This is a genomic window from Achromobacter sp. 18P8.1.1, from assembly GCF_057799415.1.
In genome coordinates, this window is sequence record NZ_JBYOKH010000006.1 from 145,592 (window position 1) to 165,974 (window position 20,383).

The window sequence follows — 20,383 nt, forward strand, 5'->3', positions numbered from 1 at the left end:
ATGTCAGACCCCCGCCCGCCGCTGGCCTCCCAGGCCGATATCGACGCTTTCATCGACGCCGTCTGGCTGGAAGACGGCCTGTCGGCCAACACGCTGGCCGCCTATCGCCGCGACCTGACCGGCTTTGCCCGCTGGCTGGAAGACCCCGACGCCTACGCCCGCGAGATGGCCGACCGCTATGGCGACGCCGCCCAGGCCCACGCGCTGCCTGCCGGCCCCGCCAAACCCCTGAACGAGGCGCAAAAGGCCGACATCGAGGCCTGGTTCGCGTTCCGCCACGACGAAACCCGCGCCACCACGGCCAATCGCCGGCTGGCGGCCTTGCGCCGCTTTTACGCCTGGGCCTTGCGTGAACATCGCGCCGAACGGGATCCCTGCCTGACGCTCATCGCCGCCAAGCAGCCGCCGCGCCTGCCCAAGACCCTGTCCGAACAGCAGGTGGACGCCTTGCTGCGCGCGCCCGATCTGGGCCAGCCGCGCGGCCTGCGTGACCGGGCCATGCTGGAAACGCTGTACGCCACCGGCTTGCGCGTGTCGGAACTGGTGGGCGTGCGCGCGCTGGATGTCAGCCTGAATGAAGGCGTGGTGCGCGTGGTGCTGGGCAAGGGCGGCAAAGATCGCTTGGTGCCGCTGGGTGCCGAGGCGGCGCATTGGATCGACCAATATTTGAAGACCGCCCGGCCCGAGCTGGCGGCAGGGCGCCAGAGCGATGCGCTGTTTATCACCGGCCGCGCTGAAGCGATGTCGCGCCAGGCCTTCTGGCAGCTCGTGAAGAAATACGCGCTGCTGGCCGACATCCACGCCCCGTTGTCGCCGCATGTGCTGCGCCACGCGTTCGCTACCCACCTGCTGAATCACGGCGCCGACCTGCGCGTGGTGCAGATGCTGCTGGGCCATGCGGACATTTCCACCACGCAGATCTATACCCACGTGGCGCGCGAACGTCTGAAGGCGCTGCATGCAGCGCATCACCCTCGCGGCTAGCCGCCCGCGCCGTTCAACGCCTGCCACTGCCTTACACTTTTCGTTTTCCCGATTGACGCCTACCCATGAGCAAAGCCCGCCACGTTTCTGAAACGCCCGCCACCCAGTTCCTGAAGCAGAACAAGGTGGCCTATACGGAACACACTTACGACTACGTGGACCATGGCGGCGCCGGCGAAGCGGCGCGCCAATTGGGCCTGGACCCGCACGCGGTGGTGAAGACGCTGGTGATGGAAGACGAATCCGCCAAGCCGCTGATCGTGGTCATGCATGGCGACCGCGAAGTCTCCACCAAGAACCTGGCGCGCCAGGCCGGCCTGAAAAAGGTCGAGCCCTGCAAGCCCGAGGTCGCACAGCGGCATTCCGGCTACCAGGTGGGCGGCACGTCGCCGTTCGGCACGCGCAAGAAGATGCCGGTGTGGGTGGAAGCCGAGGTGCTGGACTACCCCGTCGTCTATATCAACGGCGGCCGGCGCGGCTACCTGATCGGCATCGATCCCAAGGTCCTGGTGACGCTGCTGGGCGCCAAGGGCGTGTCCGTCGCGCTGGAATAGCAGCCGGGCACGGGCGCGGTATTCCCATACCACCCGTCTGATTTCCGCCAGGGGCACAATGGGGGCAGAACATCAAGAACCGGAGCCCGGCCAGTCGGGTGCGTAACCGGCTCCCCCACCCCTAGGAGACAATCATGAGCAAGAGACTGTTGATGCTGGTCGGCGACTACGCCGAAGACTACGAAACCATGGTGCCGTTCCAGACGCTGTTGGCGGTGGGGCACACGGTGCATGCGGTCTGCCCGGACAAGAAAGCGGGCGACACCATCGCCACCGCGATCCATGATTTCGAAGGCGCACAGACCTACAGCGAAAAACGCGGTCACAATTTTGCGCTGAATTTCGACTTCGATCGCGTCGAACCGTCGTCTTACGACGGTCTGGTGATCCCTGGCGGTCGCGCGCCCGAATACCTGCGTTTGAATGAAAAGGTGCTGGATATCGTGCGCGGCTTCGACCAGGCCGGCAAGCCGATCGCGGCGGTGTGCCATGGCGCGCAGCTGCTGGCCGCAGCCGGCATCCTGAAAGGCCGCACCTGCTCGGCATACCCTGCTTGCGCGCCCGAAGTCCGGCTGGCCGGCGGCACCTACGCCGAGATCGGCATCGACCAGGCCTATACCGACGGCAATCTGGTGACGGCGCCCGCCTGGCCTGCGCATCCGGCGTGGCTGTCGCAATTCCTGGCCGTGCTGGGTACCAAGATCACGCCCTGAGGGCAGGGCTTCAGGCTACATGAATGCGCAAGGCGCCTGGGGCGAATGCCGCCCCGGGCGCCTTGTCGTTGGTGGCTGACGATCAGGTCAGGCGAAATCCAGCACGATGCGGCCTTCGATCTGGCCCTGCTTCATGCGGTCGAACACGCTGTTGATGTTCTCCAGGCTTTCCGTGGCGACGGTGGCGTGCACCTTGCCTTCTTCGGCGAATTGCAGGGACTCCTGCAAGTCCAGGCGCGACCCCACGATGGAGCCGCGTACGGTGACGCCGTTGAGCACCATGTCGAAGATCGACAGCGGGAAATCGCCCGGCGGCAAGCCGTTCAGTGCGACGGTGCCGCCGCGGCGCACCATGCCCAGCGCCTGTTCGAACGCCTTGGGCGATACGGCCGTAATCAAGGCGCCATGCGCGCCGCCGATTTCGCGTTTCAGGTAGGCGGCGGGATCGGTGGTCTTGGCGTTGACGGTCACTTCCGCGCCCAGGCGGCGCGCGAAGTCCAGCTTGGCGTCATCGATGTCCACCGCGGCGACATTCAACCCCATCGCTTTCGCATACTGCACGGCCATGTGGCCCAGCCCGCCGATGCCCGAAATCACGACCCAGTTGCCCGGGCGCGTGTCGGTCATCTTCAAGCCCTTGTAGACGGTGACGCCCGCGCACAGCACGGGGGCGATGTCGACGAATCCCACGTTCTTGGGCAGCAACCCCACGTAATCGGCCGCGGCCAGCGCGTACTCGGCGAAGCCGCCGTTCACGGAATAGCCGGCGTTCTGCTGCTGTTCGCACAGCGTTTCCCAGCCACCCAGACAGTGTTCGCAATGGCCGCAGGCCGAGTACAGCCATGGGATGCCTACGCGGTCGCCTTCCTTCACATGGGTGACGCCTGCGCCCACGGCCACGACGAAGCCGACGCCCTCATGGCCGGGGATGAAAGGGGGATTGGGTTTGACGGGCCAGTCGCCGTCAACGGCGTGCAGATCGGTGTGGCAGACGCCGCAAGCTTCAATCTTCACCAGCAGTTCGCCCGGACCGGGGCGGGGTACCTCGACTTCTTCGATTACCAGGGGCTTGCCGAATGCGCGTGCAACTGCGGCCTTCATGGTCTTGTTCATCACTACCTCCGAAGTCTGATCAGTTTCACTATGCTCGAACGCCCGCGCGTTCAAGACCATGATTTATATCAACCGAGGCGGCATGCACAGCCGGCGGGAAACGTGTGGTTGCAGAATGGCGGGCCTCAGCCGGGTGGCGTAGGGCGCGGCCAGGGCATCCGGCGCCTTGCGGGCGGTGCGCCAAACGTCGTACAGTGGTCCTGGCGTGCCGCCCCGGCGGCCGCCTTGCCCCTTGGCACCGGAGCTCCCATGTGTGAAATCTTCATCCGCGCGAGCGAGCAGTCCTACGCGCCCGAAACCCGTTCGCTGCGCCTGCACGGCGTGGCGACCAGCTTGCGGCTGGAGCAATTGTTCTGGCAGGTCCTGGAAGAGATCGCCGGGCGCGACAACATGCGCGTCACGCAACTGATCGAACGCCTGTACGACGAGCTGATCGAATACCGCGGCGAGGCCGCCAACTTCACATCGTTCCTGCGCGTGTGCTGCCTGCGCTATCAGCTGCTGCAGGCTGAAGGCCGGATTCCGCTGGACGCGGCGGTGCCGATCCGGTCCTTGAATCCGCAAGCCGTGCTGGAAGGGTTGCCGGCGTCGTTGTACGACGCGAAACCGCTACGCGTGAAGCGGCCGGTTGCGGCGTAACGCCAGACCGCCACCCAAAGAAAAAGGCCCGATCGGATCGGGCCTTTTTTCATTGGCGAGGATCCAGCGTTCAACCGCCTGGCTGGATCGAGGCCAGCGCCACTTCGCTTTGCACGATGCGGCGGATGCGCACGGCGTCACCGATGCGCGACAGCTTGCCTTGCGAATCCAGCAGCACGATGGCGAGGTCGCGGCCATTGATGCGGGCCAGCATCACCAGGCATTCGCCTGCTTCGTTGATGTAGCCGGTCTTGGACACCTTGATGTCCCAGTCGGGCTTGCGCACCAGCAGATTGGTGTTGCGGAAGGTCTGGGTGCGGTTGTTGATCTCAACGTCGTACTCGGTATCTGTCGAGTAGCGGTGGATCAGCGGGCGTTGCGAGGCTGCGCGCAGCAGGCGGGCCAGATCATGCGGCGAAGACACGTTGTTGCTGGACAGGCCCGTCGGCTCGATGAAGTGCGTGCTGCTCATGCCCAGCGACAGCGCCTTGGCATTCATGGCGGCCACGAAAGCGGGCAAGCCGCCGGGGTAGTGGCGGCCCAGCGCGTTGGCGGCGCGGTTTTCGGACGACATCAGCGCCAGGTGCAGCATGTCGCCGCGCGACAGCTTGGTGCCCACGCGCAGGCGCGACGTGGTGTGCTTCAGACCGTCGACATCTTCGTCGGTGATCTCCAGCATTTCATCCATCGGCAGGTTGGCGTCCACGACGACGACCGCGGTCATCAGCTTGGAGATGGACGCGATCGGGCGCACGACGTTTTCGTTCTTGGCAAACAGGACGGTGGACGTTTCCAGGTCTTGCACGTAGGCGGTGCTGGAACGCAGCGCGGCGGCTTCGGCGCGCACGGAGACGGCGGGCGGCGGCATGGCGGCGGATACCGCCGCTGCGGTGCGCTGCCCACGCCCGGCCTTGTTCGGCGTGCCGTTCTTGCCGGCCGCGGCACCCTTCTTGGGCGGCGTGCCTTTGGCGGCCACCTGCTTGCCGCCCTTGGGCGGCGCCTTCTTGGCGGTGGACGAGGACTGGGGCGAGCCCTTCTTGGCTGCCGGCGCGGCTTTCTTGGCGGCCGGAGCAGCCTGCTTGCCGGCCGCGCTCTTGCCCGAGCCGGCCTTCGCGGCAGGCGCCTTCTTGGCTTGTTGCGCCTTGCAAGCTGCCGACTTGGCGTTCGTCTTGCAGGGGTCAGAATTCTTCGCGGCCAGCGCGGCCGGGGGGACGAGGAGCGCGCACATCGCCAGCGCCGCCGGCGCTACCGCGTTCGCAATTGCACGTTTCCAGGAAAATGCCATGGTTTGAGCAGGCTTGTCAGTCTGTGAAGAAATATTTCTTAAGCCGGCGTTTCGTCGGTTCAAAAAAAATCCAGAGGAATTAGGGGCTTACGCGTCGAATTTAAACAGCACATCAAGTTGCGCGCAAGACGATTCGCTATCATCGCTGAAAAAAATAATGGTGACGTATTGACGTAGATTCAATTCGTCACAAGACGCGACATGAGAAGCTAACTGCGCGGCGCGCGAGAGCGTAGCCCGGATTAACCCTCATCTGGCTGAACGTGCGGCATTTCGGGGGGAAGGTGTGGCGTCGGAACCGAAGCCGGGGGTGGCCTCGCCGGGTGGAATCGAACCACCAATTGACCCTTAGGAGGGGCCGGTTATATCCATTTAACTACGGCGAGACGGTCAAAACTTGGGCGTCGAAGCGGTCGCGTGAAGGCGAATTTCTTCTCTAGTGCCTTGATATTGCAGGGAAACACCCGGGCGGAGTGTATCACTAAACAAGGTAAATCCAGGCCGCTGACAGGGCGCAAGTCTAGCAGAGGCGGCGGGGCTTGCGCCCAAAGCAATAAATCGGTCCGTCTGAGCGGCACTTGCCCGCACCCAACGACGCGAAATGACTCCTGAAAAAGTAGTGGATTAAATCAACTATATGCCGTAAAGTCGCTCAATACCTAGAACATTCAGGAGCAGGCATGACCCCGACTTTTCACACGATCTTGCTGGACGTGCAGGACCGTGTCGCCACGGTGACGCTGAACCGACCCGATAGCCGAAATGCGCTGAACTCGTTGATGTGCGCCGAGCTGGTGCAGGCCATGGGCCTGCTGGCCGCGGACGCCGCTGTCAATGTGGTGCTGATTCAGGCGGCCGGGGCGGCGTTCTGCGCCGGCGCCGATCTGAAAGAGCGCAAGACCATGAGCACGTCGGAGATGACCGCCCGGCGCGTACAGGGGTTCGCCGCGTACGGCGCGATCGAGCGCATGCCGCAGCCCGTGATCGCCGTTGTGCAAGGGCCGGCATTCGGGTCGGGCTGCGAGATCGCGGCGGCGTGTGATTTCGTGCTGGCCTCGTCCGACGCGATTTTCTGCTACCCCGAAGTGGGGTGGGGCACCGTGGGCGCCACGCAGCGGTTGCCGCGCATTGCAGGAGCCCGCAAGGCCAAGGAACTGCTGTTCACCGGCCGCCGCTTCGATGCGGCCGAAGCCTGCGAGATCGGCTTGGTGAATCAGGTGCATGCACCGGACGCCTTGCCGCGGGAAGCGCTTGAAATGGCGAAGAAGATCGCGGGCGCCTCGCCTTTGACGGTCAGGCTGACCAAACGCAGCATCGATCAAGGTCTGGCTACCACGCGCGAAGGCGCCATGGCGATTGAGCTGCTGGCGATCGAAGAGAATCTGCGCGGCACGGATTGGCGTCAGGCGATTGCCGGGTTCGGCGCATCGGACAAAGGGGACCGCGCATGATCGCCGCTCCGATTACGTTGTCTCAGGCATTGGAGCGGGTGGCGCTTGAACGCCCGCACGCGCAGGCGTTTGTTGCGCCGGGCGAACGGCATGACTGGCGCACGATGCGCGACCAGGCACGACACATTGCGCGGGCCCTGCACGCCGCAGGCGTGCGGCATGGCGACCACGTTGGCGTGTTGCTGGGCAATAGCGGCGTGTGGGTGCAGATCTTCTATGCCTGCGCGATGTTGGGCGCCGTCACGGTGCCGGTCAATACGCGCTTCAAGACCGAAGAAATGGAGTTTTGCCTGAAGCAGGCGGACGTGAAGCTGCTGCTTACGGCGGACACGTTCCTGGGCATCGATTTCCTGGCGCTGCTGAGCCAGGTGGAACCGGCGCTGGACCGCGCCAATGGCTTGCCGGGCGAGCGCCTGCCTCGCCTGCGCCAGGTCGTGGTGTTGGGAGAGCGGTGTCCGCCGGGGGCGCGAAGCTGGCGTGACTTCCTGGCTGCGGGCAATGCGGTGGACGATGCGCAGTTGCAGGCTTGCGTGCAGGCGGTGACGCCTGACGATGTGCTGCTGATCCAGTACACCTCTGGAACGACCTCGTTTCCCAAGGGCGTGATGTTGACGCATGCCAACATGTTGACCAACGCGTGGGCGGCGGCGCAGCGTATCGGCGTCAACGCCGATGACCGCTATTTCAGCATCCGGCCGTACTTTCACGTGGCCGGCACTACCTTGTCGATCCTGGTCAGCCTGGTGACGGGGTGCTGCTTGCTGACGCTGCCCAAGTTCGAGGTGGCGGATGCGCTGCAAATGCTGGATGCCGAGCGCTGCACGCTGACTTCCGGCAACGACACGATCTTCCTGATGCTGATGGGCCATCCCGATTTCGACCGCTCGCGGATTCATTTGCGCGGCGGCTGGGCGGCCGCAGGGCCGCAGGTGATGCAGAAGATCCGCGACGTCATGGGCGTGCCGGGCATGTGCAACGCCTATGGCCAATCCGAGGCGTCTCCCAACATCACGCTGTCGTCCCACGATGATCCGTTTGCGCTGCGCGCCGCGGGCTGGGCGCTGCCGCATCCCGGCATGGAAGTGCGGGTGGTGGATCCGGGCACGGGCGTGCCGGTGGCCGTCGGCGAGGCAGGCGAAATCCAGGCGCGTGGCTGGAGCGTCATGAAGGGCTACTACAACATGCCGGAGGCGACCGCGCGCGCCCTGAGCGAAGACGGGTGGCTAAGCACGGGCGACCTGGGCGAAATGGACGCGGCAGGGCGCCTGCGCATGGTGGGCAGGTTGAAAGACATGTTCCGCGTCGGCGGCGAAAACGTCGCGCCAGCTGAAGTGGAGGAAGTGCTGCATGCTCATCCCGCCGTACGCATGGCGCAAGTGGTGGGTGTGCCCGACGCGCGCCTGGGCGAAGTGCCCGCCGCCTTCGTGCTGCTGAAAGACGGGCAGGACTGCACCGCCGATGAGTTGACCGCCTGGTGCAAGCAACGCTGCGCCAACTACAAGGTGCCGCGCCATGTGGCCGTGGTCGACAGCTTTGAGCACATCGGCATGACGGGCAGTTCCAAAGTGCAGAAGAACAAGCTGCGCGCGCATGCGATCGCATTGTTCGGCCTGGAGCAAACCGCATGAGCGCGCGCGATGTGGTGCTGTGCGAATGCTTCGCCCGCGACGGTTTGCAGCACGAGCCCGAATTCATCGGCACGGCGATCAAGTCGGACTTGGTCGACCGCTTTGCGCGCATGGGATTCGAGCGGGTGGAAGCGACGTCCTATTCCAATCCCAAAGTCGTGCCGCAGTTTGCCGACGCCAGCGAGCTGCTGGCCATGCTGCCGCGCCGCGCGGGCGTCTGGTACAAGGCGACCTGCGCTAATGCCCGCGCCGTGCAGCGCGCGCTGGCGGATCAGGATGCGGGTATCGGCGCCAACGAGATCAGCCTGCTGGTGTCGGCCAGCGCGTCGCATTCGCTGCGCAACCTGAAGCGCGAGCGCGCCGCGCAATGGGAAAACATCGCGGAAATGGCGGGTTTGGCCAACGGCCGTTTGCGGATGGTCGGCACGATCTCGGTCGCGTTCGGATGCCCCTTCGAAGGCGCGGTGGATCCGGACTCGGTGCTGGAAGACGTAGGGCGGTTCGCGCAGTTGGGCGTGGGCATCGTCACGCTGGGCGACACCACCGGCATGGCAACGCCCTCGGCTGTGCGCGACCTGTATCGCCGCATGGCGAGCGCGTTTCCCCAATTGACGCCGGTTGCGCATTTTCACGATACGCGGGGGACGGGGCTCGTGAACTATGTGTCCGCCCTGGAGGCCGGCGTGCGGCATTTCGATTGCGCGTTCGGTGGTGTCGGCGGGCATCCGGCCAAGGTCCGGTATGGCGGCGGCCATACGGGCAACGTGGCAACGGAAGACCTGGTCAGCCTGTTTGAATCCATGGGTGTGCGCACCGGTCTGGACCTGGATGCGATGGACGAGGTCTCGCAGTTCTGCCAGCAAACGCTGGGGCGGCCGCTGCATAGCCGGGTTGCGTTAAGCGGCCTGAATCCGCTGATTCCAGGCGCGCGGCAAGCGCCGGCCGCACCATGACAGGGACGAGCCGCATTTGTATATCATGCGGCCAGGAGGGCGCCTGGCGCGCCCATATGCTTTTTCCTCATCTTTGCAGAGCCCAGCCATGGCATCCCTGAACGCACACAAGTCTGCCTCCTCCGCGCGCGACCAGCCGACCGCCTTGAAGGAGCTGTTCTCGTACCGGCTGAATCGCCTGGCCTATGTGTCCAGCCGCATCGCGGCGGGTTTGAACGAAAGCCGCTACGGCGTCGGGCCGCGAGAGTGGCGGATTATCGCGCTGTTGGGCGCGGCGCCCGACATGTCGCTCAACGCCGTGGCGCGCGAGGCCAACATCGACAAGAGCCAGGCCAGCCGCACGGTGTCCGAACTGATTGAACGCGGGCTGATCTGCCGCAGCGCTGACAGCCAGGACGGCCGCGGCGTCAGCCTGGACCTGACGCGGACCGGGCGTGCGTTGTATGAAGAAATGTTCCCCGCCGCCGTGCAGCGCAACGAGGCCATGCTTTCCGTCCTGTCGCCCGCCGAGCGCGACGAGATGGAACGGATGCTGGACAAGCTGACGGCCCATGCGCTGGAAATGCTGAACGAATTCAAGGCCGAGGTGCCGGCCCGCCGAGGCCGTGGAGTGCAGCCGCGGTGAATGCGTGGCGCCTGCCGGGCGCCTTTTTTTACCCATATTGTTGATTAAATCAATCAAATGCCTGATCACTATTCAAGAGGATTTGCGCCATGCCCGAACTGATCGTCGAAAACCAGGGCGCCGTGCGTCTGCTGCGCCTGAACCGTCCCGAAAAGCACAACGCGCTGAACACGGCCCTGACCACGGCGTTGCTGGACGCGTTGTCGCAAGCCGAACGGGAGAGGGCGGTGCGCGCCGTCGTGCTGACCGGTAACGGCAAGTCCTTCTGCGCCGGCGCGGACACCACGGAGTTCTCGGGCCTGACGCCGGAACAGCCTGAGGCGGTCCTGGCCCGCGCCGACCTGACGACCGACCTGCATCTGGTGTTCTCGCGCATGACCAAACCCGTCGTAGGCGCGGTGCACGGCAATGCGCTGGGCGGCGGCGCCGGCCTGGCGTTGGCCTGCGACCTGACCGTCATGGCCGAGGACGTGCGATTTGGCTATCCCGAATTGCGCCATGGCATCGTGGCCGCCGTCGTGATGGCGAATCTGGTGCGGCAGGTAGGACGCAAGCACGCCTTTGAATTGGTGGCGATGGCCGAACCCATCGATGGTGCGCGCGCGTTGCAGTTGGGTATCGCCAATCGTGTCGTGCCCGCCGCCGACGTGCTGGATGCGGCCTTGGCGATGGCCGGGCGGCTGGCGGGCTGGGAGCCCGCAGCGATGGGGCTGACCAAGCGCGCCTTCCACCGTGCCGCAGACCTGGGCCTGGCCGAGGCGCTTGGCGTCGGGCGCGACGCCAATGTGATCATGCGCGGGTTTCGCCAGGGAGGCGCGCGATGAGGCCGCTGGATGGCGTGACGATCCTGGATCTGTCGCGGGTGCTGGCTTGCCCGTTCGCCTCGATGATCCTGGCGGAATTGGGCGCCACCGTGATCAAGGTCGAACAACCCGGCGCGGGCGATGAAACCCGGGGGTTCGAACCGCAGGTGCAGGGCGAGGGGGGGACGGAGTCCGCCTATTACCTGGCCTTCAATCGCAGCAAGCAATCCATCACCGTGAACTTCCGCAAGCCTGCTGGCCAGGCGCTGATCCGCCGGCTGGCCGAGACTTGCGATGTGGTGGTGGAGAATTTTCCGGTGGGCACCCTGGCCAAGTACGGGCTGGACCGCGACACGATCGCGCCCGGCAATCCGGGCCTGGTCTATTTTTCGTGCACGGGCTTCGGCATGACCGGCCCGTATGCGCCCCGCAAGGGATACGACACGGTGTTCCAGGCGATGGGCGGCATCATGAGCCTGACGGGCGAACGCGGCGGCGGCCCCGTCAAACCGGGTCTTCCGGTGGCGGACCTGACCTCGGGCCTGTGGGCGGCCATCGGCATCCTGTCCGCCTTGGTGGGCAGGGCGCACTCGGGGCAAGGTTGCCACATCGACTTTTCGATGCTGGACGGGCAGGTCGGCCTGTTGTCGTTGGCGGCGGCGCGCTACTTCGCATTGGGCGAAGTGCCGCAACGGCTGGGCACCGAGCATCCGGGGCGCGTGCCGTCGGCCGCGTTCGAATGCGGCGATGGGCGCTGGGTGCAGATCACCGGCAGCGACCAGCACTGGAAACCCTTGTGCGATGCGTTGGACCTGCCGCAATGGGCCGATGACCCGGAACTGGCGCGCAATGCCGTGCGGGTGGCGCGGCGCGATGAAGTCATGGCCGGCCTGGCCGCTGCCGCACGGCGGCTGACGCGCGACGAACTCTGCCGGCGCTGCGATGCCGTGGGCGTGCCCGCCGGACCGATCCTGGATGTGGAGGAAATCCTGCACAACGAACACGTGCTGGCGCGCGGCATGGTGTCCAGCTACGAGCATCCCGCCATCGGCCGCTTCGGCGCCGTACCTGTGCCGTTCAAGTTCAAGGGATATGAAGATCCGCGCCTGGATCGCCCTCCGCTGCTGGGCGAACACACCGACAGTGTGCTGAGGTCAACGCTGGGCCTGTCGGATACGGAGATTCAGGCGTTACGCGCGGAGGGCGCGATCTAGGCATTTCATCGCCACACCAAAAAAATAAACCTGCAGGAGACAACCCATGAAGACTTTAAAGCGTCTGTTTGCTTATCGACGCCTGCTGTGCGGCCTGGCCGCCGGGGCATTTTGCGCCACCGCGGTGGCCGCTGACCCGTATCCGTCCCAGCCGATTACGCTGGTCAATCCCTATGCCGCCGGCGGTCCCGCCGATGTGCTGGGCCGTGCATTGGCGCGCGAGCTGGAGAAACAGCTGGGCAAGCCCGTGATCGTGGAGAACAAGGCGGGCGGAGGCGCGGCGATCGGTGCGAACTTCGTGGCGCGCGCCAAGCCCGACGGCTACACCCTGTTGCTGGGCACGTCGGCCGCGCATGTGGTGACGCCGCTGATGCAGCGCACGCCCTACGACGGCATCAAGGATTTCGCCTTTGTGTCCATCGTGGCCAACCAGCCGAACATGCTTGTTGCGCGTCCCACGCTGAATGCCGCCAGCGTTGCCGACCTGGTGGCAATGGCGCGCAAGGATCCCGGCAAGATCAATTACGCGTCCGCCGGGCCGGGCAGTTCCCCGCACCTGGGCGCCGAATTGTTCCGTGAGCGGGCAGGCGTGGATATCGTGCACATTCCGTACAGCGGCGCGGCGCCGGCCATCAATGACCTGGTGGGCGGGCAGGTGGACATCGCCGTGCTCAACCTGGCCGCCAGCCTGCAGTTCATCCGCAGCGGGCGCCTCAAGGCATTGGCCTACGCCAACGGCAAGCGTTCGCCGCTGTTGCCAGATGTGCCCACGCTGGCGGAGTCGGGCGTGACGGGAGCGGAGTCTGCGTCGTGGTACAGCCTGGCCGCGCCCAAAGGGACACCGGTCGACGTGTTGCAGCGGCTGAACGATGCCATGGGCCGCGTGAATGCGGATGCCGAATACGGCAAGCTGATGCAGGCGCAGGGCGTGGATTTGTGGAACATGACGCCGGCCGAAGCGACGGCTTTCGTAGAGAAAGACCAGCTTGCGATGAAGAAGCTGGTGGAGTCGGCCGGCCTGATGAAAAAGTAGGCGCGACGACGGGACCTTTCAATCGAAGCCGCCCTCTCGGGCGGCTTCCTCTTTTCAGCCCGCCAGTGCCGCGGCACGGGCAAGCGCCTGCCGCGTTTCGTCCATCAACTGCGCAACCAGAAGGCCTGCCGGTTGCAGGCTGTCGATCAATCCGGCGCTTTGTCCGGCTTCGACTTTGCCGCCTTCCACGTCGCCGTCGTGGGCCGCCTGTTTCAGCGAACTGACGGAGAACAGCGCGTCCAATGCGGCATCGTCGCTGCCGCGCTCGGCCGCCAGATATTGGCGGGCAAACGTATTGCGCAGCATCCGCACGGGCGACCTTCCGCGGCCAATCAGCGTGGTGTCGGCCACGCCGGCAGCCAGAACCGCCGCCTTGTAGTCGGCATGCACGCCGGCCTCGGGCGTCAGCAGGAAACGGGTGCCCAATTGTGCGCCGGCCGCGCCCAGGCACAGGGCCGCGGCAATGCCCGCGCCGTCGGCAATGCCGCCCGCGGCCACCACCGGCAGGGACACGCGGCGCACCGTGGCGCGCAGCAGGACCTGCAGGCCGATTTCGTCTGGCCCCGGATGCCCCCCGGCTTCCAGGCCCACGGCGATGACCGCGTCCACGCCCGCCGCCTGCGCTTTCTCGGCATGCAGCGGGCTGGCCACCACTTGCAGCCATTTGATGCCCGCCTCGCGTGCGCGGCCGATATGCTTTTGCGGTCCGCCCTGAGACGCGATGATGACCGGCACGCCTTCCGCAATGGCAATGTCCATGTGCTCCTGGGCACGCTTGTTGTACAGCGGGATGTTGACGGCGAACGGTGCGTCGGTGCCGCGGCGTACTTCGCGCACCGCGGCAAGCAGGGCCTCGGGATACATCGGGCCGGCGGCGATGACGCCCAGCCCGCCCGCGCGGGAAACCGCCAGCGCAAGCGCCGCGTTGGATGAAGCCCAGCTCATGCCGCCCTGGATGATGGGATAACGCGTGCCCAGCAATCGGGTCAGCGGAGTTTGCAGAATCATGGCCTACCTGCCGTCGGGAAAATCCCATTTTCGGTCAGTTAGTTGATAATATCAACTATATTCGTAAGCAATGAATGGGGCATTGGGTGGGGGTCGGATGCGACCTGGCGCCAAGTATTCGACCTCAGGGGTTCAAGCCCAGTCGGTCAAGCCCAGACGCCGCGCGATCAGCACCGCCTGTGTCCGGTTGGAGACGCCAAGTTTGCGCATCACGGCGGTCATGTGCGTTTTGACCGTGGCTTCCGCCACGTTCAGCTCATGCGCAATCTGCTTGTTGAGCAGCCCCGCGCCCACCATCCGCAGTACCCGGTATTGCTGCGGCGTCAGCTCGCATAGCCTTGCGGCCAACTGCCTGTCTTCGAGGCAGGCGCGACCAGCCTTGCCGTCATCAAAGGGCAGCCATGTGCCGCCGTTCAGCACCTGGCGCAGAGCCCGGCCGATGGTGTCGGCGTTGGCCGACTTTGGAATGAAACCCATCGCGCCATGATCGATCGCGCGGCGCATCAGCAGCGGGTCGTCATGCGCCGACACGATGGCAACCGGCAATTGAGGCCGCAGGCGGAGTACCTGCGTCAACGTGTCGAAGCCCGTGGCGCCAGGCATGTTCAGGTCCAGCAACAGCAGATCAGCGTGCGGTTTGGCCTGGACCAGGCCGTAGAGCACGCTGATCTCTTCGGCATCGCGGATGACGGCGTTCGGGTATAAGCGGCCGATCAGCCCGCGCAGGGCGTCGATGTACAGCGGGTGGTCATCGGCAATCAGGAATACGGGCATGGCCGATCATGCCATACCCCGTTCCTGCACCAGTGCTTGCACGACCGAGGGATCGGCCAGCGTGGTGATGTCGCCCAGGTCGTCGACGTTGTTCTCGGCGATCTTGCGCAGGATGCGGCGCATGATCTTGCCCGAGCGCGTCTTGGGCAGGGAGGGCGCCCATTGCAGATGGTCGGGCGTCGCGATGGGGCCGATTTCGCGGCGTACGTGGGCCACCAGTTCCTGGCGCAGGGTGTCGGACGCTTCCAGACCCGCTTTCAGCGTGACATACACGTAAATGCCCTGGCCCTTGATGTCGTGGGAAAAGCCCACCGCCGCCGCTTCGGCCACCTTCGGGTGCGATACCAGCGCGCTTTCCAGTTCGGCGGTGCCCAAGCGGTGTCCGCTGACGTTCAACACGTCGTCCACGCGGCCGGTGACCCAGTAGTCGCCATCGGCATCGCGGCGGCAACTGTCGCCCGTGAAATACATGCCGGGATAGTCCTTGAAGCAACTTTCAACGTAGCGCCGGTCGTCGCCGTAGACGGTGCGCGCCTGCCCAGGCCACGAGTCGCGGATGAACAGGTTGCCTTCGCCGGGGCCTTCTATCACTTCGCCCGTCTGCACATCGACTAGCTCCGGCCGGATGCCGAAAAAGGGCATGCTGGCCGAGCCCGGCTTGCAGGCCTTGGCGCCGGGCAAGGGCGCAATCAGGATGCCGCCCGTTTCCGTCTGCCACCAGGTGTCCACGATCGGGCAGCGACCTTCTCCCACGACGTCGTGATACCAGCGCCAGGCCTCGGGGTTGATGGGCTCGCCCACCGTGCCCAGCAGGCGCAGCGACTTCCGGGAGGTGCGGAGGACGGGCTCGGGGCCCTCGCGCATCAGGGCGCGTATGGCCGTGGGCGCGGTGTAGAAGATGCTGACCTCGTGCTTGTCGATGACGTGCCAGAAGCGTGAGGCGTCCGGGTAGCTGGGCACGCCTTCAAAGACGACCGTTGTGGCGCCATTGGCCAGCGGCCCGTACACGATGTAGCTGTGGCCCGTGATCCAGCCCACGTCCGCCGTGCACCAGAAGACATCGCTGTCCCGGATGTCGAAGATGGTGGCATGCGTGTAGGCGGCATAGACGAGGTAACCGCCGGTCGTGTGCAGCATCCCCTTGGGCTTGCCGGTGCTGCCCGAGGTATGGAGGATGAAAAGCGGGTCTTCGGCGTTCATGAGCTCGGGGACGCATTCTTCGGTTTCCCGGTCCATCAGGCGGTCCAGCCAATAGTCGCGTTCGGCCGTCATGTCGACGGGCGCGCCCGTATGCCTGACCACCAGCACGTTGCGCACGCCCTCCATGCCCGGCATCTTCATCGCGGCGTCCACATTGGCTTTCAGCGCAATGGCGCGGCCAGCCCGCCGGCCTTCGTCGGCGGTGATGATGGCGCGGGCGCCGCAGTCGCGCACGCGGTCGGCGATGGAGGCCGGCGCGAATCCGCCGAACACCACGTTATGCACGGCGCCGATGCGCGCGCAGGCCAGCATGGCGGCCACGGTGTCCACGATCATCGGCATGTAGATCGTGACGCGGTCGCCGCGGCCGATCCCGATGCGTCGCAGCGCATTGCCCATCTTGCAGACCATCGTGTGCAATTCGCGGTAGCTGATGCGCCGCGAAGGCGTGCCGGGGTCGTCCGGCTCCCAGATCAGCGCGGGCTTTTCGCCGTGGGTCTCAAGGTGGCGATCCAGGCAGTTGACGCTGACGTTCAGCTCTCCGTCGGCATACCAGCGGATATGGAAGTCTTCAGCGGCGAAGCTGACGTCCCGGATTTGCGTCGGGGCGCGATGCCACTGCAGGCGCTGCGCGGCGCGGGCCCAGAAGGCGTCCGGATCGCGGTGCGATGCCGCGTACAGGTTTTCGTAGTGTTCCTGCGTGATCGTCTGCGGGCCGGCAAAGCCCTCGGGCACGGGATAGAGATCGCGGATGGGTTTCATGGATGGTTCCTCTGAACGGTTAATGGCCGACGGCGGTGGTGGCGCCGATACCGGTCTGGCTGCGGACGGTCAGGGCGTCGAAGGCCTCGGCTTCTTGCCGGGCGCGCGGGCTGCGGTCCAGTTTCGAGAACAGCCAGATCGAGGAAAACGCTAGCGGGATGGACAGGATGCCCGGGTTGGGGAAGGGCGTGACGGGCGAGGAAAACCCCAAGACGTCCACCCATACGGTCTGGCTGAGCACGACCCAGACTGTCGCGCTGGTCAGGCCCAGGAACCCGCCGATGGTCGCGCCACGCGTGGTGCATCCGCGCCAGGAGATCGACAGCACCAGCACGGGGAAGTTGGCGCTGGCGGCGATGGCGAAGGCCAGACCCACCATGAACGCCACGTTCTGGTTCTCGAATACGATGCCCAGCAGAATGGCCATGACGCCCAGGGCGATGGTGGACAAGCGCGAAATGCGCATCTGCTGGTGTTCCGTGGCGCGGCCGCGCGCGATGACGTTGGCGTACAGGTCATGCGAAATGGCTGCGGCGCCAGCCAGCGCCAAACCGGCCACCACCGCCACGATGGTGGCGAACGTGACGGCCGCCAGGAAGCCCAGCAGCAGATTGCCGCCCACGGCGTTGGCCAGGTGGACCGCGACCATATTGGTGCCGCCGATCAGGTTTTTCATCATGTCGAACCCGCCGTCCGGGCCCGTCGCGAAATACTCCGGGTGGCGCACCAGCAGCGCGACTGCCCCAAAGCCGATGATGAACGTGAGCAGATAGAAGTAGCCGATGAAGGCGCTGGCGTAGATCACGGACTTGCGGGCTTCCTTGGCGTTGGACACCGTGAAGAAGCGCATCAGGATGTGCGGCAGGCCGGCGGTGCCGAAGGCGAGCGCGATGCCCAGCGACAAGGCGTTCAGCGGATTGCTGCTGACCTGCGCGCCCGGCGCCAGCAGTTCCAGGCCAGACGGGTGCACGCGGGCGGCCTCCGCCAGCAGCGCATCGGGGCTGTAGTTAAAGGCCGCCAGCACCAGGATGGTCATCAGCGTGGCGCCGAAGAGCATCAGGACTGCCTTGATAATCTGTACCCAGGTCGTGGCGGTCATGCCGCCGAAGGCCACGTAGATCATCATCAGCGACCCGACGATCAGTACCGCAATGTTGTAGTCCAGCCCGAACAGCAGCACGATCAGCTTGCCCGCGCCGACCATCTGCGCGATCAGGTACAGCGCGATGATCAGCAGCGACGCGCTGGCCGCCAGCACCCGCATGGGGGTTTGCGCCAAGCGGAACGAGGTCACGTCCGCGAAGTTGTAGCGGCCCAGGTTGCGCAACCGTTCGGCGATCAGGAACATGACCACCGGCCAGCCGAACAGGAAGCCGATGGCGTAGATCATGCCGTCGAAACCGCTGACGTAGACCATGCCCGCAATCCCCAGGAACGAGGCGGCGGAAAGGTAATCACCTGCGATGGCCAAGCCGTTCTGAAAGCCCGTCAGTCCGCCGCCCGCCGTGTAGAAATCCGATGTGGTGCGGGTGCGCTTGGCGGCCCAGTAGGTGATACCCATGGTTCCTGCGATGAAGGTCAGGAACATGACGATGGCGGAAGTGCTGGCCTGCCCGGTTGCGGCGGCGCGGGCCGAGCCCGCCAGTACGCAGCCCAGCACGAAGATCAACGCGGCGCCCGCTGTCTTGCGTTTCATGAGACGTCCTTGAGGATGGCGGCCAGCAGCGGGTCGAAGACCGTGTTGGAGATGTGGACGTAAGCCGAAATCAGCACCACGGCGCTGCCCACCACGAGGATGCCGGTCAAGATGCCGATGCTCATCGTCATGCCGGGCAGCGGGCGGGCGAAGAATGCGGGATCGAATGCCAGGGTCAGGATGAAGCCCGCGTAGATCACGCCGGTGATGGCGAAGAACAGCAAGCTGGTGCGACTGCGGCGGCGCAGCAATTCCTGATATTTGGGATGACGCATGACAGCGGCAACCACGCCTTCGGGCGAAGTCATTGCGAGGGTCTCCTTATCGTTATTGGCGAACGAGCCTCCGGCCAATATAGAGACGCATCAATTCGGGGGACATGCGACCTTAGTCGTAGGGGCAAGGCCCGAGTGACAGCCCTGCAAAGCGCGACGCGGCAGCATGGCTATTGCCGTTCTGCCCCGGCCGATTTGTATATGATGTGCGGGTCGTCCCGAGGAGGGGGCGCAAACCCATACAACAACCAGACACGGGTTTCATGTCTATCCAAACCGATAAGATTTCCACGCGCACCCTCATCCTGGGTACCCTTGTGGTGCTGCTTGCCATGGGCGTGCGCGCCACTTTTGGCCTGTTCATGCAGCCGATGGGCCTGGCTCACGGCTGGGGCCGCGACGTGTTTTCAATGGCCTTCGCCTTGCAGAACCTGGTGTGGGGCGTCGCCTGCATTTTCATGGGCATCCTGGCCGACCGTTACGGATCGGGGCGCACCATCGCGCTGGGCGCGGTGCTGTACATGCTGGGCATGATCGGCACCCGTTTTGCCACCGACGAAGCGACGCTGTACCTGACCGCCGGCGTGCTGGTCGGGCTGGGCCAGGCGGGCACCACGTTCCCGGTGATCCTGCCGGTGGTGGCGCGTGCGGTGCCGCCTGCCTACCGCAGCACGGCGATGGGCATCGCCAGCGCCGGGGGTTCGCTCGGCCAGTTCGCCGTGGTGCCTACCGGGCAGGCATTGATCACCGGCATGGACTGGCCGGGTGCGCTGTGGGTGCTGTCGCTGTTCGTGGCTTGCGCCGCGCCGCTCGCCTATTTCCTGCGTGGGCGTCCGCAAGCGCAATCGGGGCCGCAGCAGTCGCTCGCCGCGGCCGTGCGCCAGGCGGTGCGCCACCCGTCGTTCCACTTCCTGTTCTGGAGCTACTTCGTCTGTGGTTTCCATACCGCCTTCATCACGCTGCACCTGCCGGCCTATGTGACCGATGGCGGCCTGACGCCAGGGCAGGGCGCGACTGCCGTGGCGCTGATCGGCCTGTTCAACGTGCTGGGCTCGTTCTACGCGGGCAAACTCGGTGGCAAGTACAGCAAGAAGCGCTTGCTGGCGATCGTGTATTTCATGCGGGCCTTCGGCATTCTGCTGCTGTTGGCCATGCCCTTGTCGGCGTGGGTCCTGTACGCCTTTGCGGCCTGGATGGGCCTGTTCTGGCTGGGGACGGTGCCGCTTACACAAGGGCTGATCGGGCAGATCTACGGCCTGCGTTATGCAGCCACGCTGTCGGGCATCGTCTTCCTGGGGCACCAGCTGGGCAGCTTCATCGGCGTCTGGCTGGGCGGTTACGCCTACGCCAAGACGGGCAATTACGATATGGTCTGGTGGTTGGGCGTGGCGCTGGCCGTGATTGCCGCGTTGCTGTGCCTGCCGGTGCGGGAACAGCCGGTGACGCCCGTCGAACCCCGCCCCGCTTCGGCATGAGGCCGGCGCCAGAACCTTGCGATCCGGAGATCCGTCCATGACCCCAGCTCATCCTCCCGCCGTCCGCCGCCATCGAGGCTGGCGTGCCGTGGGCGTGCTGGCGCTGGCGGCCGTGCTGGGCCTGGCGTTCTGGGGCTACACCACGCCCGAGATGCAGATCCACTGGGAAAACCTGGCCGCGCTCTGCGGCTTTTAGGC

General features: G+C 65.4%; 20 protein-coding genes and 1 tRNA gene. 13 read left to right on the forward strand and 8 right to left on the reverse strand.

Features of this window, described 5'->3' with window-relative positions; translation table 11 throughout:
* The 3 genes from xerD to AC27VE_RS06910 all read left to right on the forward strand — a co-directional run bounded on the left by xerD (position 1) and on the right by AC27VE_RS06910 (position 2,251).
* Positions 1-984, forward strand: a complete 984-nt coding sequence (xerD, locus tag AC27VE_RS06900) for a site-specific tyrosine recombinase XerD (protein ID WP_315137793.1) — start codon at positions 1-3, stop codon at positions 982-984.
* Positions 985-1,049: 65 nt separating this feature from the next.
* Positions 1,050-1,538 carry a Cys-tRNA(Pro) deacylase gene (gene ybaK, locus AC27VE_RS06905; RefSeq protein ID WP_006222831.1) on the forward strand — a complete coding sequence of 163 codons (489 nt, stop codon included), beginning with the start codon at positions 1,050-1,052 and terminating at the stop codon, positions 1,536-1,538.
* 134 nt (positions 1,539-1,672) lie between these two features.
* On the forward strand, positions 1,673-2,251 hold the full coding sequence (locus AC27VE_RS06910) for a DJ-1/PfpI family protein (RefSeq protein ID WP_006222832.1): 579 nt from the start codon (positions 1,673-1,675) through the stop codon (positions 2,249-2,251).
* Between the two features lie 87 nt (positions 2,252-2,338).
* Here the strand turns inward: AC27VE_RS06910 and adhP are convergent, their stop codons facing one another.
* The gene (gene adhP / locus AC27VE_RS06915) at positions 2,339-3,364 is read right to left on the reverse strand and encodes an alcohol dehydrogenase AdhP (RefSeq protein WP_488703391.1); all 1,026 of its coding nucleotides are present in this window, start codon (positions 3,362-3,364) and stop codon (positions 2,339-2,341) included.
* Positions 3,365-3,613: 249 nt separating this feature from the next.
* Between adhP and AC27VE_RS06920 the strand changes: the two genes are divergently transcribed.
* Positions 3,614-4,003, forward strand: a complete 390-nt coding sequence (locus AC27VE_RS06920) for a ribbon-helix-helix domain-containing protein (RefSeq protein ID WP_006222834.1) — start codon at positions 3,614-3,616, stop codon at positions 4,001-4,003.
* A 70-nt stretch (positions 4,004-4,073) separates the two neighbouring features.
* Here AC27VE_RS06920 and pbpG read toward each other — a convergent pair whose 3' ends face one another.
* Positions 4,074-5,288 (reverse strand): D-alanyl-D-alanine endopeptidase, encoded by a 1,215-nt coding sequence (pbpG, locus tag AC27VE_RS06925; protein WP_006222836.1) that lies wholly within the window; start codon positions 5,286-5,288, stop codon positions 4,074-4,076.
* A 311-nt stretch (positions 5,289-5,599) separates the two neighbouring features.
* Positions 5,600-5,674 (reverse strand) — tRNA-Arg (locus AC27VE_RS06930).
* A 294-nt stretch (positions 5,675-5,968) separates the two neighbouring features.
* Between AC27VE_RS06930 and AC27VE_RS06935 the strand changes: the two genes are divergently transcribed.
* The 7 genes from AC27VE_RS06935 to AC27VE_RS06965 all read left to right on the forward strand — a co-directional run bounded on the left by AC27VE_RS06935 (position 5,969) and on the right by AC27VE_RS06965 (position 12,995).
* Positions 5,969-6,739, forward strand: coding sequence for an enoyl-CoA hydratase/isomerase family protein (locus AC27VE_RS06935; RefSeq protein WP_488703392.1), 771 nt, complete (start codon positions 5,969-5,971; stop codon positions 6,737-6,739).
* On the forward strand, positions 6,736-8,367 hold the full coding sequence (locus tag AC27VE_RS06940; protein ID WP_488703393.1) for an AMP-binding protein: 1,632 nt from the start codon (positions 6,736-6,738) through the stop codon (positions 8,365-8,367). Before AC27VE_RS06935 ends, AC27VE_RS06940 begins: the two co-directional genes overlap by 4 nt.
* Positions 8,364-9,320 (forward strand): hydroxymethylglutaryl-CoA lyase, encoded by a 957-nt coding sequence (locus AC27VE_RS06945; protein ID WP_488703394.1) that lies wholly within the window; start codon positions 8,364-8,366, stop codon positions 9,318-9,320. The genes AC27VE_RS06940 and AC27VE_RS06945 overlap by 4 nt, the downstream gene beginning before the upstream one ends.
* A gap of 88 nt (positions 9,321-9,408) precedes the next feature.
* Positions 9,409-9,945: a MarR family winged helix-turn-helix transcriptional regulator gene (locus AC27VE_RS06950; protein ID WP_006222840.1), complete on the forward strand. Its 537-nt coding sequence runs from the start codon at positions 9,409-9,411 to the stop codon at positions 9,943-9,945.
* 89 nt (positions 9,946-10,034) lie between these two features.
* A complete protein-coding gene (locus AC27VE_RS06955; protein WP_488703395.1) occupies positions 10,035-10,769 on the forward strand; it encodes an enoyl-CoA hydratase/isomerase family protein in 735 nt (244 codons plus the stop codon).
* Entirely contained in the window at positions 10,766-11,962 is a 1,197-nt protein-coding gene (locus AC27VE_RS06960) for a CaiB/BaiF CoA transferase family protein (protein ID WP_488703396.1), read from the forward strand. The genes AC27VE_RS06955 and AC27VE_RS06960 overlap by 4 nt, the downstream gene beginning before the upstream one ends.
* A 46-nt stretch (positions 11,963-12,008) precedes the next feature.
* On the forward strand, positions 12,009-12,995 hold the full coding sequence (locus AC27VE_RS06965) for a Bug family tripartite tricarboxylate transporter substrate binding protein (RefSeq protein WP_006222843.1): 987 nt from the start codon (positions 12,009-12,011) through the stop codon (positions 12,993-12,995).
* A 54-nt stretch (positions 12,996-13,049) separates the two neighbouring features.
* Here the strand turns inward: AC27VE_RS06965 and AC27VE_RS06970 are convergent, their stop codons facing one another.
* The 5 genes from AC27VE_RS06970 to AC27VE_RS06990 all read right to left on the reverse strand — a co-directional run bounded on the left by AC27VE_RS06970 (position 13,050) and on the right by AC27VE_RS06990 (position 18,743).
* On the reverse strand, positions 13,050-14,003 hold the full coding sequence (locus AC27VE_RS06970; protein WP_488703397.1) for an NAD(P)H-dependent flavin oxidoreductase: 954 nt from the start codon (positions 14,001-14,003) through the stop codon (positions 13,050-13,052).
* A gap of 132 nt (positions 14,004-14,135) precedes the next feature.
* Entirely contained in the window at positions 14,136-14,777 is a 642-nt protein-coding gene (locus tag AC27VE_RS06975; RefSeq protein ID WP_488703398.1) for a response regulator, read from the reverse strand.
* A 6-nt stretch (positions 14,778-14,783) separates the two neighbouring features.
* The gene (gene acs / locus AC27VE_RS06980; RefSeq protein WP_488703399.1) at positions 14,784-16,739 is read right to left on the reverse strand and encodes an acetate--CoA ligase; all 1,956 of its coding nucleotides are present in this window, start codon (positions 16,737-16,739) and stop codon (positions 14,784-14,786) included.
* A gap of 19 nt (positions 16,740-16,758) precedes the next feature.
* Entirely contained in the window at positions 16,759-18,435 is a 1,677-nt protein-coding gene (gene actP, locus AC27VE_RS06985) for a cation/acetate symporter ActP (protein ID WP_427961671.1), read from the reverse strand.
* Positions 18,432-18,743 (reverse strand): DUF485 domain-containing protein, encoded by a 312-nt coding sequence (locus tag AC27VE_RS06990; protein WP_488703400.1) that lies wholly within the window; start codon positions 18,741-18,743, stop codon positions 18,432-18,434. The genes actP and AC27VE_RS06990 overlap by 4 nt, the downstream gene beginning before the upstream one ends.
* A 230-nt stretch (positions 18,744-18,973) precedes the next feature.
* Between AC27VE_RS06990 and AC27VE_RS06995 the strand changes: the two genes are divergently transcribed.
* On the forward strand, positions 18,974-20,185 hold the full coding sequence (locus tag AC27VE_RS06995; RefSeq protein ID WP_427961676.1) for an MFS transporter: 1,212 nt from the start codon (positions 18,974-18,976) through the stop codon (positions 20,183-20,185).
* 37 nt (positions 20,186-20,222) lie between these two features.
* Positions 20,223-20,381 carry a hypothetical protein gene (locus AC27VE_RS07000; RefSeq protein WP_006222851.1) on the forward strand — a complete coding sequence of 53 codons (159 nt, stop codon included), beginning with the start codon at positions 20,223-20,225 and terminating at the stop codon, positions 20,379-20,381.
* Positions 20,382-20,383: the final 2 nt, after the last annotated feature.

Bases quoted from the DNA above. Each gene is read 5' to 3' on its own strand.
- AC27VE_RS06920 (WP_006222834.1), top strand. From the start codon at position 3,614: ATGTGTGAAATCTTCATCCGCGCGAGCGAGCAGTCCTACGCGCCCGAA.
- AC27VE_RS06945 (WP_488703394.1), top strand. From the start codon at position 8,364: ATGAGCGCGCGCGATGTGGTGCTGTGCGAATGCTTCGCCCGCGACGGT.
- AC27VE_RS06910 (WP_006222832.1), top strand. From the start codon at position 1,673: ATGAGCAAGAGACTGTTGATGCTGGTCGGCGACTACGCCGAAGACTAC.
- AC27VE_RS06950 (WP_006222840.1), top strand. From the start codon at position 9,409: ATGGCATCCCTGAACGCACACAAGTCTGCCTCCTCCGCGCGCGACCAG.
- AC27VE_RS07000 (WP_006222851.1), top strand. From the start codon at position 20,223: ATGACCCCAGCTCATCCTCCCGCCGTCCGCCGCCATCGAGGCTGGCGT.
- AC27VE_RS06995 (WP_427961676.1), top strand. From the start codon at position 18,974: ATGTCTATCCAAACCGATAAGATTTCCACGCGCACCCTCATCCTGGGT.
- AC27VE_RS06990 (WP_488703400.1), bottom strand. From the start codon at position 18,743: ATGACTTCGCCCGAAGGCGTGGTTGCCGCTGTCATGCGTCATCCCAAA.
- adhP (WP_488703391.1), bottom strand. From the start codon at position 3,364: ATGAACAAGACCATGAAGGCCGCAGTTGCACGCGCATTCGGCAAGCCC.
- AC27VE_RS06970 (WP_488703397.1), bottom strand. From the start codon at position 14,003: ATGATTCTGCAAACTCCGCTGACCCGATTGCTGGGCACGCGTTATCCC.
- AC27VE_RS06935 (WP_488703392.1), top strand. From the start codon at position 5,969: ATGACCCCGACTTTTCACACGATCTTGCTGGACGTGCAGGACCGTGTC.
- actP (WP_427961671.1), bottom strand. From the start codon at position 18,435: ATGAAACGCAAGACAGCGGGCGCCGCGTTGATCTTCGTGCTGGGCTGC.
- AC27VE_RS06965 (WP_006222843.1), top strand. From the start codon at position 12,009: ATGAAGACTTTAAAGCGTCTGTTTGCTTATCGACGCCTGCTGTGCGGC.
- AC27VE_RS06940 (WP_488703393.1), top strand. From the start codon at position 6,736: ATGATCGCCGCTCCGATTACGTTGTCTCAGGCATTGGAGCGGGTGGCG.
- AC27VE_RS06975 (WP_488703398.1), bottom strand. From the start codon at position 14,777: ATGCCCGTATTCCTGATTGCCGATGACCACCCGCTGTACATCGACGCC.
- AC27VE_RS06960 (WP_488703396.1), top strand. From the start codon at position 10,766: ATGAGGCCGCTGGATGGCGTGACGATCCTGGATCTGTCGCGGGTGCTG.
- pbpG (WP_006222836.1), bottom strand. From the start codon at position 5,288: ATGGCATTTTCCTGGAAACGTGCAATTGCGAACGCGGTAGCGCCGGCG.
- acs (WP_488703399.1), bottom strand. From the start codon at position 16,739: ATGAAACCCATCCGCGATCTCTATCCCGTGCCCGAGGGCTTTGCCGGC.
- xerD (WP_315137793.1), top strand. From the start codon at position 1: ATGTCAGACCCCCGCCCGCCGCTGGCCTCCCAGGCCGATATCGACGCT.
- AC27VE_RS06955 (WP_488703395.1), top strand. From the start codon at position 10,035: ATGCCCGAACTGATCGTCGAAAACCAGGGCGCCGTGCGTCTGCTGCGC.
- ybaK (WP_006222831.1), top strand. From the start codon at position 1,050: ATGAGCAAAGCCCGCCACGTTTCTGAAACGCCCGCCACCCAGTTCCTG.